Annotated in this window: 16 protein-coding genes; 3 read left to right on the forward strand and 13 right to left on the reverse strand. The window is 30.4% G+C overall.

Annotated features, from left to right (window positions below; genetic code table 11):
• Positions 1-4 precede the first annotated feature (4 nt).
• Positions 5-1,150 (forward strand): cytochrome-c peroxidase, encoded by a 1,146-nt coding sequence (locus tag H0I27_RS16220; RefSeq protein WP_218731682.1) that lies wholly within the window; start codon positions 5-7, stop codon positions 1,148-1,150.
• A 28-nt stretch (positions 1,151-1,178) separates the two neighbouring features.
• Positions 1,179-2,624 carry a T9SS type A sorting domain-containing protein gene (locus H0I27_RS16225; RefSeq protein ID WP_218731683.1) on the forward strand — a complete coding sequence of 482 codons (1,446 nt, stop codon included), beginning with the start codon at positions 1,179-1,181 and terminating at the stop codon, positions 2,622-2,624.
• Between the two features lie 91 nt (positions 2,625-2,715).
• On the opposite strand, the gene H0I27_RS16230 is transcribed toward H0I27_RS16225, so the two are convergent.
• The 13 genes from H0I27_RS16230 to rplU form a co-directional block, all read right to left on the reverse strand.
• A complete protein-coding gene (locus H0I27_RS16230; RefSeq protein ID WP_218731684.1) occupies positions 2,716-3,492 on the reverse strand; it encodes an enoyl-CoA hydratase/isomerase family protein in 777 nt (258 codons plus the stop codon).
• A 49-nt stretch (positions 3,493-3,541) separates the two neighbouring features.
• On the reverse strand, positions 3,542-4,951 hold the full coding sequence (locus tag H0I27_RS16235) for a PAS domain-containing sensor histidine kinase (RefSeq protein WP_218733939.1): 1,410 nt from the start codon (positions 4,949-4,951) through the stop codon (positions 3,542-3,544).
• Between the two features lie 50 nt (positions 4,952-5,001).
• Positions 5,002-5,466, reverse strand: coding sequence for a hypothetical protein (locus H0I27_RS16240; RefSeq protein ID WP_218731685.1), 465 nt, complete (start codon positions 5,464-5,466; stop codon positions 5,002-5,004).
• Between the two features lie 43 nt (positions 5,467-5,509).
• Positions 5,510-6,613, reverse strand: a complete 1,104-nt coding sequence (locus H0I27_RS16245) for an NTP transferase domain-containing protein (protein ID WP_218731686.1) — start codon at positions 6,611-6,613, stop codon at positions 5,510-5,512.
• A 137-nt stretch (positions 6,614-6,750) separates the two neighbouring features.
• Positions 6,751-7,227: a cyclic pyranopterin monophosphate synthase MoaC gene (gene moaC / locus H0I27_RS16250; protein ID WP_218731687.1), complete on the reverse strand. Its 477-nt coding sequence runs from the start codon at positions 7,225-7,227 to the stop codon at positions 6,751-6,753.
• 9 nt (positions 7,228-7,236) lie between these two features.
• Positions 7,237-7,755, reverse strand: coding sequence for a hypothetical protein (locus H0I27_RS16255; RefSeq protein ID WP_218731688.1), 519 nt, complete (start codon positions 7,753-7,755; stop codon positions 7,237-7,239).
• Between the two features lie 4 nt (positions 7,756-7,759).
• Positions 7,760-9,004 carry a molybdopterin molybdotransferase MoeA gene (locus H0I27_RS16260; protein ID WP_218731689.1) on the reverse strand — a complete coding sequence of 415 codons (1,245 nt, stop codon included), beginning with the start codon at positions 9,002-9,004 and terminating at the stop codon, positions 7,760-7,762.
• A 209-nt stretch (positions 9,005-9,213) separates the two neighbouring features.
• Positions 9,214-10,206, reverse strand: a complete 993-nt coding sequence (gene moaA, locus H0I27_RS16265; RefSeq protein ID WP_218731690.1) for a GTP 3',8-cyclase MoaA — start codon at positions 10,204-10,206, stop codon at positions 9,214-9,216.
• A complete protein-coding gene (locus H0I27_RS16270) occupies positions 10,207-10,620 on the reverse strand; it encodes a DUF6691 family protein (protein ID WP_165731796.1) in 414 nt (137 codons plus the stop codon).
• A gap of 89 nt (positions 10,621-10,709) precedes the next feature.
• Positions 10,710-11,267 (reverse strand): YeeE/YedE family protein, encoded by a 558-nt coding sequence (locus tag H0I27_RS16275; protein WP_218731691.1) that lies wholly within the window; start codon positions 11,265-11,267, stop codon positions 10,710-10,712.
• 2 nt (positions 11,268-11,269) lie between these two features.
• A complete protein-coding gene (locus H0I27_RS16280; RefSeq protein ID WP_218731692.1) occupies positions 11,270-12,502 on the reverse strand; it encodes a 3-deoxy-D-manno-octulosonic acid transferase in 1,233 nt (410 codons plus the stop codon).
• 468 nt (positions 12,503-12,970) lie between these two features.
• On the reverse strand, positions 12,971-13,231 hold the full coding sequence (gene rpmA / locus H0I27_RS16285) for a 50S ribosomal protein L27 (RefSeq protein ID WP_036782547.1): 261 nt from the start codon (positions 13,229-13,231) through the stop codon (positions 12,971-12,973).
• A gap of 40 nt (positions 13,232-13,271) precedes the next feature.
• A complete protein-coding gene (rplU, locus tag H0I27_RS16290; protein WP_218731693.1) occupies positions 13,272-13,895 on the reverse strand; it encodes a 50S ribosomal protein L21 in 624 nt (207 codons plus the stop codon).
• Between the two features lie 266 nt (positions 13,896-14,161).
• Between rplU and H0I27_RS16295 the strand changes: the two genes are divergently transcribed.
• Complete coding sequence (locus H0I27_RS16295; RefSeq protein WP_218731694.1) at positions 14,162-15,472, forward strand: pitrilysin family protein; 1,311 nt, start codon at positions 14,162-14,164, stop codon at positions 15,470-15,472.
• The last annotated feature ends 6 nt before the right edge of the window (positions 15,473-15,478 follow it).

Raw genomic sequence — 15,478 nt, forward strand, 5'->3', positions numbered from 1 at the left:
AACCATGAAAAACAACCTTATTTTAACCCTATTTATTTGCATTATTATATGTTCTTGTAAAACAGAACATAAAGAAGAGTACACCAATATTGCTAACCTAAAAGCTATTTATTCCAATGGAGACAATACTAAATGGCCTACTCCAAATTTAGATAGTACCGTAGACAAAAAAGCTTTTAAAGATATTGGAGCTTTACCAAAGTTGCAACATCCAGAATACAACCCTTTTAGTAAAGAGAAATCAAAGCTAGGAAAAACACTCTTTTTCGATCCAAGATTATCCGTTAGCGGACAAATAGCGTGTGCTTCTTGCCATAATCCAGAATTAGCTTGGACTGATAATTCTACCCGTTCTTTTGGTCACGATCGCCAGACAGGAGCAAGAAACTCTATGACTATTTTAAATGTTGGTTTTGCACACAGTTTGTTTTGGGATGGTCGTGCTTCTAGCTTAGAAGATCAGGCTAGATTTCCTATTGGAGATCCTTTAGAGATGAATGAAAAACTGAATATTGCTGTAGATAAAATAGCAAAAATAGAAGGATACAAACCTTTATTTAAAGCCGCTTTTGGTAATGATACCATTTCATTACAACGTATTCAGTATGCCATAGCAACCTTTGAACGCACCGTAAACAGCTACAAAACAAAGTTCGATAAGTTTGTTGAAGGAGATTCTACCAAACTTAACAATCAAGAAGTTTTAGGCTTACACTTATTCCGCACAAAAGCAAGATGTATCAATTGCCATAACACCCCTTATTTTTCAGACAACCAATTTCACAACGACGGACAAACCTTGTTTGGCACCAAAGATGAAGATTTTGGTCGCTACAACGTTACCAAAAACATGGATGATATTGGAAAAATTAGAACTCCAACATTAAGAGAAGTTGCCAGAACTGGTCCTTGGATGCATAATGGACACTTCCCTAGTTTATTAGATGTTGTTCAATTTTACAACCTTGGAAACCCTGCGGTTGTTCAGAAAAAATACTTAGGTAAAGGGCGAGACTCTTTAATACCTACAAACTCACCTATCTTAAAAAAATTAAATCTAGAAAAAAATGAAATTGAAGCCTTAATTGCCTTCATGGAAACCTTGTCTTCTAGCAGAGGGAGAACTTTAATACCTAACCTTCCTAAGTAATATTAATCAATTTTAAACACTCACAATTATGAAAAAACAATTACTCTTATTTACTGCTCTTATCAGCGCAATTGCGTTAAACGCACAAATTACACTTGTAAAAGAAATTAATAATAACGGAGCTTCTAGCTCTAATCCTGCATATCTTACTGTTTTAGATGGAAAAATATTTTTTTCTGCAGATGATTCTAACGGTTCTAATACTCCCGGTGGAGAAGATTTAGGAAAAGAACTTTGGATAACAGATGGTACAACAGACGGTACAAATTTTCTAAAAGATATTAAACCAGGTTCTGATAGTGGAAATCCATTTGCTTACTTCATCTTTAATAATAAACTTTACTTTACAGCAAATGACGGTAGTGCTGAACTTTGGACATCAGACGGAACAGAAGCTGGTACAACAAAAGCAGATATTATGCCAACTATTACAGGAGAAGCACCTCAACGTTTTACAGAACTAAACGGAATGGCTTATTTTACTGTTGGAGGACAACCAGGTAATACAAGTGCAGAAACAGCAAATAAATTAGTGCAATGGGATGGAGAAAACGACGCTGTACAAGTTGCTGATGTAGGAGATGGTTTCGAATCTATTTTTGCTGAAATGGTTGCTTATAAAGATGCGCTTTATATCTATATGAATTATTCTACACAAGATGCATCTTATGGTAACGAACTTTATAAATATTCACCAACTACAGATACCTTTACATTAGTTAAAGATATAGATGCAGGAACTGGAGATTCTAGTATTAGTAATTTTACAATAGTTAATGACATTTTATATTTTGAAGCAGACAATGCTCTTTGGCAAACAGACGGTACAGAAACTGGTACAATAACTGTAGCAGCTGCTACAAACTTAGCAGGAATAGCAGATCTATTTGCATGGAATGATCAATTATTTTTTGCTGGTGATGATGGTACTAATGATGATCAACTTTATGTTTTAAACCCAACAACAAATACTATAAAAAACATCAGTAATATTTCTGGTAAAAACCATGATCCTTCCAATTATGCTGCTTATAATGGGTATTTATATTACAGTGGTGAAGATGCTACAAGTACCAACCAATATTTATTTAGAACGAATGGAACTTCTATTGAACAACTAGACAATACTATTAAAGATATTGATGAAATTACTGTATTAAACGATATCTTATATTTTGAAGGTGACAATGGAGATACTGGGAACGAACTTTACAGCTTAAACCCTACTACGTTAGCTACAGAGAGTGTAACTGCAGAAATAATTAAAGTATTTCCTAACCCAGCATCAGAATATATTATGGTACCACAAAGTCTTTTAAAATCTGCATATGTTATTTATGACATTTCAGGAAAAAGCGTAAGTGGAGGTATTATTTCTTCTGAAAAAATTGACTTAGACTTAAACAGTGGTTTATACATATTACAAGTACAAACAAACTTAAACACCATCTCTAAAAAAATAATTGTAAAATAAATCAATTTACAACTAGAAAAAAAGCCTCATAGTCTTGCGATTATGAGGTTTTTATTTGACCAAAATTGGAGTTACTATTTTATTTTAACCGCTACTTAAAATTTGGTTTTCTTTTATTTAAAAATGCATCAGTACCTTCTATAAAATCATCTGTTCCAAAACATTCTCCAAATTCATCTACTTCAACATCAAAACCATTAACACCATCTTCAAAACCTGCATTAACTGCTCTAATAGCAGCGCTTATTGCTTCCGAAGAATTTCTTATAATCTTACTTGCTATTTTCTCGGCTAATGACAATAACTCCTCTGGAGGAGTAACGTGGTTTACCAAGCCATATTCTTTTGCCTCTTCAGCAGATATCATACCAGCTGTCATAATCATTTCCATCGCCTTTCCTTTACCAACCAATTGCGGCAAACGTTGTGTACCTCCATAACCTGGAATAACCCCTAAAGAAACTTCTGGTAAGCCCATTTTTGCATTATCAGATGCTATTCTAAAATGACAAGACATTGCCAACTCTAATCCACCACCTAAAGCAAAACCATTTACGGCTGCAATAACAGGTGTAGACAAATTTTCTACATAATCGAATAAAGTATCGTGCCCTAATTTAGATAATTTGGTTCCTTCATCTACAGAAAAATCTGCAAATTCAGAGATATCTGCTCCTGCAACAAAAGCTTTCTCTCCGCTACCCGTTAAAATAATTACCCTAATATTAGCATCATCTTCTAATTCTTCAAAAGCTTCATTCAGTTCTATAATTGTAGCCTTATTAAGAGCATTTAATTTTTTGGGTCTGTTGATAGTAATTTTAGCCAAACTATCTTTTTTCTCAATTAAAATATTCTCGAATTTCATTTTTTATAAATTTAGTTACCTATCCTTCACATTCAAGGCAATGATTATATTAACTTTTTGGTAATACCACAGTAAACACAGTACCTAATCCTTCTTTAGAAGTAAAAGAAATAGTTCCTTTATAAGCTTCAATAATATTTCTTATCATACCTAAACCTAACCCCATTCCACTTGATTTTGTAGTAAATTTAGGTTCAAAAATTAAGTCTTTTAGGTCGTCAGAGATTCCCTTTCCATTATCAGAAACTGTAATTTTTATATTTATATCTTCAGAAAAAACTTTTACTTCAATTAAAGGGTTTTCCTCAACATTTACCGCCTGAATTGCATTTTTAACTAAGTTTGTAATCACTCTAATTAATTGAGTTTTATCTAAATTAGCATGCAGTTCTTTTTCTTGCGGATAGTATTTAATATAACGCTCCGAAAAAATATCTAGAGCAAACTTTACAACACTAATTACATCTAATTGTTCTTTCTTTTGAGTTGGCATTTTAGCAAAATCGGAAAAAGCAGATGCTATAGAACTCATAACATCTATCTGCTGAATTAAAGTCTGGCTAAATTCTTTTAACTTCTCTTTTGCTTTTTCGTCTGTAGGATCAAACCTTCTCTCAAAACTTTGCACTGTTAAACGCATTGGAGTTAAAGGATTTTTAATTTCGTGCGCTACTTGTTTTGCCATTTCACGCCACGCCTGTTCTCGCTCACTTTTAGCTAATTTAGCAGCACTTTCTCCCAATTCATCAATCATATGATTGTATGCTTCCACCAAAATTTCTATTTCTGAACTTGCCTTATCTAAAATAATCTTTTCATTCCGTTTATTAAGACGTGTCTGCTGCATTTTATCAGAAATCGATTTAATAGACCTTGTAATATAACTTGATAAGAAATATGCTATTGCAATTGCAATTAGAAACATTAATATATAAACCACACCCAATCGCAACATAAACTCTCTCAATTCGTGTTCTATCTCAGAATTATCTTGTGTAAACTGTAGCTCAATAATACCAATTCTTTTAAATTTCGGATCATGTATAAACGAGTACGAAGATTGATAACCTGTTCCATTTTCTACACTTGTTTTTAATATTTTATGATTAGAATTTTGCGATAATTCTTTTAAAACATTTATCGGAAGCGGTTTTATATCTACCTTTTCAAAAGCATTTGCCGTAGAAGATTTTAGTAAATTCCCCTTTAAGTCGTAAAACGAGATATTTAACTTATTAATAGATGATATTTCAAAAATACGTTCTTGAAATATTTTAGCTAAATTTTCAGTATTTACCGGGTAGGTTGTTTTGTTTTTAAGCTCTAATTCTATAATTTCTTTGGTAGTAGCTTCTTTACGTTCAAAACGCTGAATATTGTAGTCTTTTGTCTGTTCATCATATTGATAAATAGTAACCACCAAGATTAATACAGATGCCAATAACACCAATAAAATCATTGATAAAAAGATACGTATTCTTAAGGATATTTTTTTAAAACTCACCAAATCTAATCTAATTTAATTCTCTTTGTCTTCATGGTTAACAGGTCATCAAAGTTTCCATCCTCATCCCAATCATACTTACTTGTCCCTATAAAACCTTCTGTAGTTCTTTCAATAAAGTAGCTTACTTTCTTATCTTTTCCTCCATAGTTAAAAGCTACTTTTAAAGAATCTCCAACTACATCCCATTCTCCAATAGCTTTAGATATTTGCTCTCCTTTTGTGTTTTTAAACCAAGCAGAAAAGGTACCATCATTATTATATTGAGATTGTGCTACTAATTCTGGATTATCATCAAATTTGTCTTCGTAAACTTGCAAAGAATCTGTATTATTAACCGTATACATTTCTATTTTTAGGTAAGTAGTTTCCCAATTATCTACCATAAATTCTTTTGTAGAAAGTTCCGGTTTACAACTAGCAAAAAGTATTCCGAAAAGAAGAATAAAAAAATAAGATTTTGTTTTCATAATAAAAGTGAGATTACATAAATTTAAACATTCTAATTTACAACTAATTTAGCTCTTTTTTAGCTTCATTAAACTCTTCTGGAGTATTTATATTTCTAATATAATCATCATCAATTTCAACAATTTCTACATCAGAATTAATTAACATTTTACGCGGACAAGAATATCCTTGCGCTAAATATTGTAATAAAATAGCGTATGCTTTCGGCTCATAAATAGTAATTAAAGGTTCCGGAAAATCTTTACCTTTCCCCTTAATTGCCGTTGCTGCCTTACTCGGATTTCTGTATTTTAAAACTAACTGAATAATTTCTTCATTTACAAAAGGAACATCTGTTGCCAACACAAACCAAGCTGCATTTGGGTCTTTTTGAAACGCAGAACAAATCCCTCCAAAAGGACCTAAATTGATAAATTTATCTGAAATTTCATCTTTTTTTTCTGATGAATTCTGAACAGAATAAAAGGTTTCTAACTTATTATTTTCTAACAATTCTTTTACCACTTTTTTCTGTGGTTTTCCAAAATAATCGAGTTCAGATTTATCCGTTCCCATTCTTGTACTTTTACCACCAACCAAAACCAAACCTTTTACAGGAGCAATTTTTTCTAGAATTAAATTATGAATATGATTAGAAATCGCATCGATTTCATGAATAGTATAACAAGTGATATTTTTTATCTGCGGATATTTCTCTTCTAAAAAGTTAAAATATTCAGTTTCTGATCTCAACTTAACTATAAACTGAATACGATCTAACTGATCTAATCTTTTTAAAACAGAAGCTTCTTTTGCTTCATCTAAAATTAAAATTTGTTTTGCTCCTTGATAATGATTTCCGTTGATAAAAACATAATCAAACTTAGCAAAATCTAATCGCTGCTGAAATTTATTGATATTCCCAGATGTGGTTATTTGCAAATTTCCTTCGTGATGAAACACATATTCTGACAAGTTATTTTTCACGACTTCCTTAGCATGAGAAGCATCAAAATAAGCCAATTTATAATCTGATAAATTTTGAGAGACTTTATGAACTAAATCTGAAATAACCCCACAATTTGTGCCCAAAATTGCAATTTCATTCGGAGCAAAATTATCGTTATCTCTTCTTTCTAAATTGGTATGTTTACTGTGTTTTTTCATATTATTATTCTATTGTTTCTAAAACAATTGTCATTTCGAAACGTGCTTTTTTTTAAGCGATTGAGAAATCTCATCATGTAGAATTCCAAAATTTTGTAACTTTATGTGATTTCTCCTAAGATCGGAATGATAGAAAGTTATTTATTATTAATATCAGATTTTCCTCCGGTTTTTTTCAACAGCTTCACTTCTTTAATCACCATTTCTTGACTAATACTTTTACACATATCATAAATGGTTAAACAAGTAATATTTGCGCCTGTTAAAGCCTCCATTTCTACTCCTGTTTTCCCTGTAATAGTAACTTCACAAAAAACTTCTATATTTTCTGAATCTATAATATTGATATCAACATCTACACCGTTAATCAACAACGGATGACACATTGGTATTAATTCTGATGTCTTTTTTACACCTTGAATTCCAGCAATAATTGCCGTTTGAAAAACAGGTCCTTTTTTAGTAAATAACTCATCATTTGTAAAGTGAGCAATTACTTCTTCTCCTAAAAACATGGTTGCTTTTGCAATTGCCGTTCTTTTGGTAATTTTCTTATCAGAAACATTTACCATTTTAGGGTTATTTTTTTCGTTTAAATGACTAAAGTCTGACATATTATTAATTTATTGTAAAAATTTTTTATCTTTAAAAACATCAATTAGAATTTCACCCACCTCTTCTGTTAAATTTCCCAATCCAATATCAACAAGTTTTCCTTTTAAGATTTGTTTCCAATTCTTTTTATTTAAAATAGAAAGCAATGGTTTGAGTTCAGATATTTCATCAGATAAATCGTCATAAATAATTTCTTGACCCTTTTCTAACCTATCAAGCTGGACAGATAACCCATCTAATCTTTTAGTAATGTCTATTTTCTCTTCACTTGTAAAAAATTCATTATCATCTGATAAACTTTCTTCAATAAATTCTATACCACGTGAATTAATTTTCAAATAAACACCATCTTTAGTAGCAATAGCTTTAACAAAGTCATCTTTTTTCAAAGATTCGGCAAGTTCAAAAGCTTCTTCTTTACTGATTTCAAATTCTTTAAGTAATTCAAAAGCATTATAATCTTTGCCATCAAATTTTCTTTCATATAATGAATTCAATAAACTCCTCTTTTTCTCTTTAAATTTCATTTTACTATCGATATCTAATTATCGGAAAAACTTCTCCTTTTTTAAATTCTATTTTATCACTTGATAACTGAATAAAAGCATCTGTTTTTACCAAACTAGCTAAATCTCCAGAACCATTTCCTGTAATTGGAGTTGCAATTAAATGTCCAAACCTTGAACTTAATTTTACTTGTAAAAAGTACGTTAAGTTAGGTTTAAATGAAACATCAGCATTTAAAATTGCCGTTTCTTCTTCCAATTTTATGCCTACAGATTTATAATACCAAGGGTAAAAATAGGCTAAGCAATTTACAAAAGTAGAAATTGGATTCCCAGGAAATCCGAACACAATTGTGTTCTTTTTGTATTTATCATTTGTATGATTATCAGAATTTAAATCATTTTCTTTAAGAAAAGATCTTCTTCCAAACCAGAATGGCTTCCCAGGTCTTTGTGTAACTTTATGAAACAATTTCTCTACCCCTAATTCATCAAAAACTTCTGGTAAAAAATCATACTTCCCTTTACTTACGGCGCCACTAAAAAGTAACACATCATATTCTTGCAAGTAGCTTTCTATTTTCGATTTTAAAATTGGCTTATCATCCGTAATATGTGCTGTTTCCGATGGAATACTTAAACGTTCTAACAAAGACACTAACGTAAATACGTTGCTCCTTCTAATTTGATGTTCTAACGGAATTTCAGCTACACCAACCAATTCATCACCCGTAGAAACAATCATTACTTTAGGTTGTATTGCAACTTTTACTGTTGATTTACCAACCGTTGCTAAAACACCAATTTCTGCAGCAGAAATTATTTTATTTTCTTCAATTAATACATCTCCTTTTTGTCCATCTTTTCCTCTCGGATGAACATTTTGAGCATCGTTAATTACATCAATATTTATGGTTGCAATTTCATCTATTATCGTTACATCTTCATATCTAATAACTGTGTTTGCATTGTTAGGCAAAACAGCTCCAGTCATAACTTCAATACAGTTTTCAGGATTTTTAAGCGAGATCTGTTCACTTCCCGCAGCTTGAATTCCTTCTATTTTAAAATCTCTTTGTCCATTTTTAAATGCAGGATAATCAATTGCAATTCCATCCATAGAAACTCTATTAAATGGCGGAAAATCTCTATCTGCAAGAATCTCTTCTTTTAGAATTCTACCTACAGATTTTATAAACGGAACTTCTTCAATTCCAAGTTCTTGACTTGAATTTAAAACGGTTTGCAAAGCTTTTTCTACTGAAATCATTATTCGTTTAATTAAGCAATTTATTAATTTGATATATTAATGCAATGAAACTTGCAATAATAATTCCAACATTTCTAATATAAATATTAAACTCTATATAGTTTTTTGACTTTTTATATTCTAAATAATCACTTTTAATATTTACACAACTGTATATTCCATAGACAATGAAAGCAAAAATAAAAATATCAAAACTGTCCATATTTTTTTTATCCTCCAATAGTACTCATACTCTCTGAAGCTCCACCATCTTTTCTATTTGCTTCTGCTATAAATCCATTTTCTGGCTTTTCTTTTACAAGACCTAAAAACAATTCTTTTAAATCGTCATTAGAAGCGCCTTTTCTAATAAAATCTCTTAAATTAAAAACACCATCATCAAACAAACAGTTTTTAAATGTACCAGTACTTGTAATTCTAATTCTATTACAATCGTTACAAATAGTTCTTGTAAAGGCGGGAATAATTCCGAAAGTTCCTAAATGATTGTCTACTTTATAATTTCTAGAAGTTGATGATTTTTCTGACTGAACTTCGGTAACATCAAACTCCGTTTTTACTTCATTTAAAATCTTATTGAAAGTCCAATTTTCTTTCATATCACGCTGTCCTTTTCCGTTAAAAGGCATTTCTTCAATAAAACGAACCGCAACATTTTTATCTTTTGTCAATCGTACAAAGTCTACAATTTCATCGGTATTAAAACCAGATTGCACTACTACGTTTAGCTTTAAATCTAAACTACTTTTCTCTAGTAATTCAAAGGTTTTATAAACCTCAGGAAAAACATCTCTTCTTGTAATTTTCGCAAACTTTTCTCGATCTAAACTATCAATACTTAAATTGATTTTTTTTACTTTTTCTAATTGTTCAATCTTAGAAATATGATGAGAAATTAACGCACCGTTTGTAGTAATATTAATTTCATCTAATAAATCATTAAAAGACAACATCTCTAAAAACCTAACAAAATCTTTACGTACAAAAGGTTCTCCACCGGTTAAACGGACTTTATTTACCCCTAATTCGGTTAATACACGAATTAAACGATACATTTCTTTAAAGGTAAGTAATTCTTGTCTCGGAACAATATCTATACCATGCGCAGGCATACAATATTGGCAACGCAAATTACAACGATCTGTAACTGCTAGTCGCACATATTCCATTTGTCTACCAAAACCGTCTACTAATTTGCTCATTTAATTTGGTAGTTTTTTACTTAAAACGCCATAAAGCAACGTTCCTAAAAGCGATCCGAACAATAAAATTAAAGCCGGAATTAATTCGAAACCAAGAATTACAAAAATAGGAGCTGCACAAGCACCAGAAATACCCCAACCTAAACCAAAAAAAGTTCCTCCTAAAAGTGTTCTTACAAAACCTTTTTCTTTCGGTTTTGGTATTATTTTATTTCCGTGAATGTCTTTTATTTTTCCACTTTTAAAAAGCTGCATAAAAATCATAGAAATTACAACTGCTCCTCCAATTATTCCAAACATATGAAAAGATTGAAACTTAAACATTTCGTAAAATCGATACCAACTAATTGCTTGCGTTTTGCTTAAAACGATTGCGAAAAAGATTCCTAATATTAAAAATTTGATGTTTTTCATTGAATTATATTTTTAAATTTCCAACGAACTTGTTGACTATATTCGAAGTGAAAATTTTTAATTATTTTTTTATTTAATGCCAAACCTTGCTAAAATAAAATTGGAATTATAAACCACGTAGCAATAATACCACCAATAAAAAAACCAACTACCGCCAATAAAGAAGGCAACTCTAAATTACTTAAACCTGTAATTGCGTGACCAGAAGTACAACCACCAGCATAACGGGTTCCGAAACCAATTAAAACTCCAGAAATAATTAAAATTAAAAACCCTTTTAAAGAAAAGACAACATCTTCACTAAAAATTTCATCAGGAAAATATTCGCTTCCAACATTAGAAAAACCTAAATCTGTTAATTCTTGCACTGTCTTTGGATTTAAATCTATTGCTTGATTTGGCGTTAGAAAATTTGCAGAAATAAAGCCACCAATTATTAAACCAACTACAAACATCAATGCAAAATCTCTGTCTTTCCAATCTTTCTTAAAATAATCCGACACTTTATCTGCACCTGCAATGGTACACAATGTTTCAAAATTTGTTGATGCTCCAAAATTTTTACCAAAGTAAAAATATAAGAGTAATGATATTGCTATTAAAGGGCCACCAACATACCAAGCCCAAGGTTGTAATATAAAATCCATTATTAAATCTTCTCTTTTAAATAATTCATAATTAATTTTGTTGCTCCAAGATTATCTTCAATATATCTGTTATTAATGACTCCTGTTAACTTTCTAAAGTTTTCATCCTTTTTTAGACTGATAAGATTAGATGTAAATTCTTCTTGATTTGCAATTGAAATACAGCCACCAATTTTTACCAAATCTACGGCTTCTTTAAATTTGTCGTAATTATTACCAATCACAACAGGAATCCCAAAAGTTGCTGGTTCTAAAATATTATGTAACCCTGTTTTTAAACCTCCACCAACATAAGCCAAATCTGCTGCGGCATAAATCTTAGTTAAAATACCAATCGTATCAATAATAAAAACTTGGTATTCAGCGAGGTTTTTATCCGCTTTAGTGGAAAATAAAACTGTTTTTTTGTTGATGGAATTCTGTAATTCTAAAATTGCATCATGTTTAATATTATGTGGAGCAATAATAAACTTCTCATCTTCTGTAGCATTATTATTTATGTAATTTACCAACAACGCTTCATCTTCTTGCCAAGTACTTCCAGCAACAATTGTATAATTATTGTCTTTAAACTGATTGATAAAACCTAACAAATTATCTTGTTCTAATATTTTAGAAACTCTATCAAAACGAGTATCACCAGCAATGGTAACGTTTTTAAAGTTGATAGATTCTAGTAAATTTTTAGAATTTTCATCTTGTACAAAAAAGTGATGAAAAGCTTCTAAAGATTTTCTCATAAAACCTCCGTAACTCTTAAAGAACAATTGTTTTTCCCTTAAAATACCTGAAACTAAAATTGTAGGAATTTCTTTTGATTTTAATTCATTTAAAATATTTGGCCAAAATTCATATTTTACAAAAACGGCAAATTTAGGATTTACAGTTTCTACAAATTTTCTTGCTTTTGCTTTAGAATCTAAAGGTAAATAACAAATAACATCTGCTAAATTATAATCTTTTCTAATTTCATATCCCGAAGGAGAAAAAAATGTGACTAAAATTTTATATGATGGGTATTCTTTTTTAATTGCTTCTATAATTGGCCTTGCTTGTTCAAACTCGCCTAAAGAAGCTGCATGAAACCAAATAACTTCTGAATTCTTTAAGGCTAATATTTTAGAAAATGTTTGATTTCTACCAGATACAAAAAGTTTTATTTTTTTATTAAATAAAGCAATTATTGGCAGTAACAGAGCTGCTATAAAAACGACAAAGTTGTATAAAAATTTCATAGCCGTAAAAATACGAAATAGTAACAACTAAGCTTCTACATAATTAACTAGATAAAAAAAAAAGCTACCCTAAGAGTAGCTTATTTTTATTTATGAAAAATAACTATTATTAATAACATTCATATTCCCCCGAAAAAAATGTTACAAGTAAATTAAATTTCATGTTAAATATACAACTATAAAATGACTAGCAGTTGTAAACACCAAAAAAACAGCTATAATAATCTAAAAAACATGTATTTACACCCATCCCCTACTACAACAACTTGCTTTTATTCTTATTATGAAATTTATTTAATAAGCTCAATCTATACTCATTTATCACCTGAATTACCTTTATTAAAACATAAAACGATTTATTTTAGTAATCTAAAAAGCAATTAATTTACTCGTAATAATTTCTAAAAACAGAAACGCTCAAACATTTTCATGTTTGAGCGTTTCTAATAATTTTAAAACTTAAATAGACTAAGCTTCAAATGGAGTAATAGATACATAAGATCTGTTATCCTTTTTCTTACGGAATTCTACAACACCGTCAACTTTTGCATGTAAAGTATGATCTTTACCCATGTAAACGTTTTCTCCCGGATTGTGAGTTGTTCCTCTTTGACGAACAATAATATTTCCTGCAATTGCAGCTTGTCCTCCAAATATTTTTACTCCTAGTCGTTTCGATTCTGATTCTCTACCATTCTTCGAACTACCTACACCTTTTTTATGTGCCATGTTATTGAGTTTTTATAGGTTAAAGTTAAATTTTTAGGAATTATTTTTCAATACCTCCGTCTAATCTATCTTGTAATTCTTTTAATTCATCCCACTTACCTTCTGCAGCTAAACCAGCTTGTTTAGGCCAAGTAGTTGTTACTAAATGAGATAATCTAGAACTAGCTTCAGTTAAGATTTCACTCAATTTTGCTGGATCTGCTTTTGCTACTTTTGCAAAAGTATCTAAACCTGCATTAACTAAAGCTTCTGCAGCTTTAGGTCCTGCACCTTCAATTTTCTTTAAGTCGTCTGCTTTTGCAGATTTCTTTGGAGCAGCTTTAGTTGCCTTAGGAGCAGCTTTTGTGCTACCAGAAGCAGCAATAGATTCAATAAGAATCTCGCTTAAAAATTGTCTGTGTCCGTTTTTCTTAATGTAACCTTTTCTTCTTTTCTTCTTGAAAACGATTACTTTATCACCTTTTAAGTGACTTAAAATTTGAGCTGTTACTGAAGCTCCTTCTATAGCTGGGGCGCCAATAGTTACATTTCCTTTTTCATCAAGTAAAAGAACGTTATCAAAAGTAACTTTTGATCCTACTTCTCCTTGTAAACGGTGAACGTATACTTTTTGGTCTTTTGCAACTTTAAACTGCTGCCCTGCCATCTCTACGATTGCGTACATACTATTTGTTTTGCGTTTATTACTAATTATTTGTGCACAATCCTAATGAAAATGCGGGTGCAAATATACATCTTTTTTAATACTCTACAATATCTTTTAATAAAAAATAATCACATCAAAATCAAGTAAATAAAACCTTATTCACTAAGAATTCTATAATTAAATTTTTATTTTTGGTAGATCTATAAAATGTTTGAATAAATACTGTAACATATTTAAGGTGCCAGCGTCAAACAAATATCAATTAATAACTTAAAAATTAATACATGAAGAAAAGTATTTTATCTCTTACTTCTGCTTTTTTAATCGCATTTTCTATAAATGCACAACAAGTAGAATTTGAAGAGTATGACTTAAATAACGGAATGCACGTTATTTTACATCAAGACAAATCTGCACCCGTAGTTACAACTGCAGTAATGTACCATGTTGGTGCAAAAGACGAACAACCAGACAGAACTGGTATGGCTCACTTTTTTGAACATTTGTTATTTGAAGGAACAGAAAATATTGATAAAGGAGAATGGTTTAAAATAGTTGCGGCAAATGGTGGAAAAAACAATGCCAATACAACTGATGATAGAACTTATTATTATGAAATATTTCCTTCTAACAATCTAGAATTAGGTTTATGGATGGAATCTGAGCGTTTATTACATCCTATTATTGGTCAAGATGGTGTAGATACTCAAAACGAAGTTGTAAAAGAAGAAAAAAGATTAAGAGTAGATAACCAACCTTATTCTCGTTTTTTAGAATATGTAAAAAAAGAAATCTTTAAAAAACATCCATATAAAGGAACAACAATTGGAGAAATGCAACACTTAGATGATGCTACTTTAGAAGATTTTTTAGCATTTAATAAAAAATTCTATGTACCAAATAATGCAACTTTAGTTGTTGCAGGAGACATTGACGTTGCAAATGCAAAAAGTTTAATTGAAGCTTATTTTGGACCAATTCCTCGTGGAGCAGATATTGAAAGAACTGTAATAGAAGAAGAACCTATTACTGCACCAATAGCAGCAAAAGGTTACGACCCTAACATTCAAATTCCAGCGATTATGACAGCGTACAGAACGCCGTCTATGAAAACAAAAGATTCTAGAGTATTAGATATGATTTCTTCTTATTTAAGTACAGGAAAAAGTTCTGTGTTATATAAAAAGTTAGTAGATACTAAAAAAATGGCATTACAAGCTGGTGCTATTAACTTAAGTCAAGAAGATTACGGAACGTATATTATTTTTGGATTACCACAAGGTGATACTAAATTAGCAGACATAGTTACAGAAATTGATGAAGAAATTGTAACGTTACAAACAGAATTAATTTCAGAAAAAACATACCAAAAACTTCAAAATCAATTCGAAAATCAATTTGTAAACTCTAACTCTAGTGTAGAGGGAATTGCAAACTCTTTGGCACGATACAATGTATTATACGGAGATACAAATTTAATTAATACAGAAATTGAAATTTATCGTTCTATTACTCGTGAAGATATTAGAGAAGTTGCTAAAAAATATCTAAACCCAAATCAAAGAGTAACTTTAGAATATTTACCTAAAAAATAATTAACA

The sequence above is a fragment of the Polaribacter sp. HaHaR_3_91 genome (genome assembly GCF_019278525.1).
GTDB lineage: Bacteria > Bacteroidota > Bacteroidia > Flavobacteriales > Flavobacteriaceae > Polaribacter.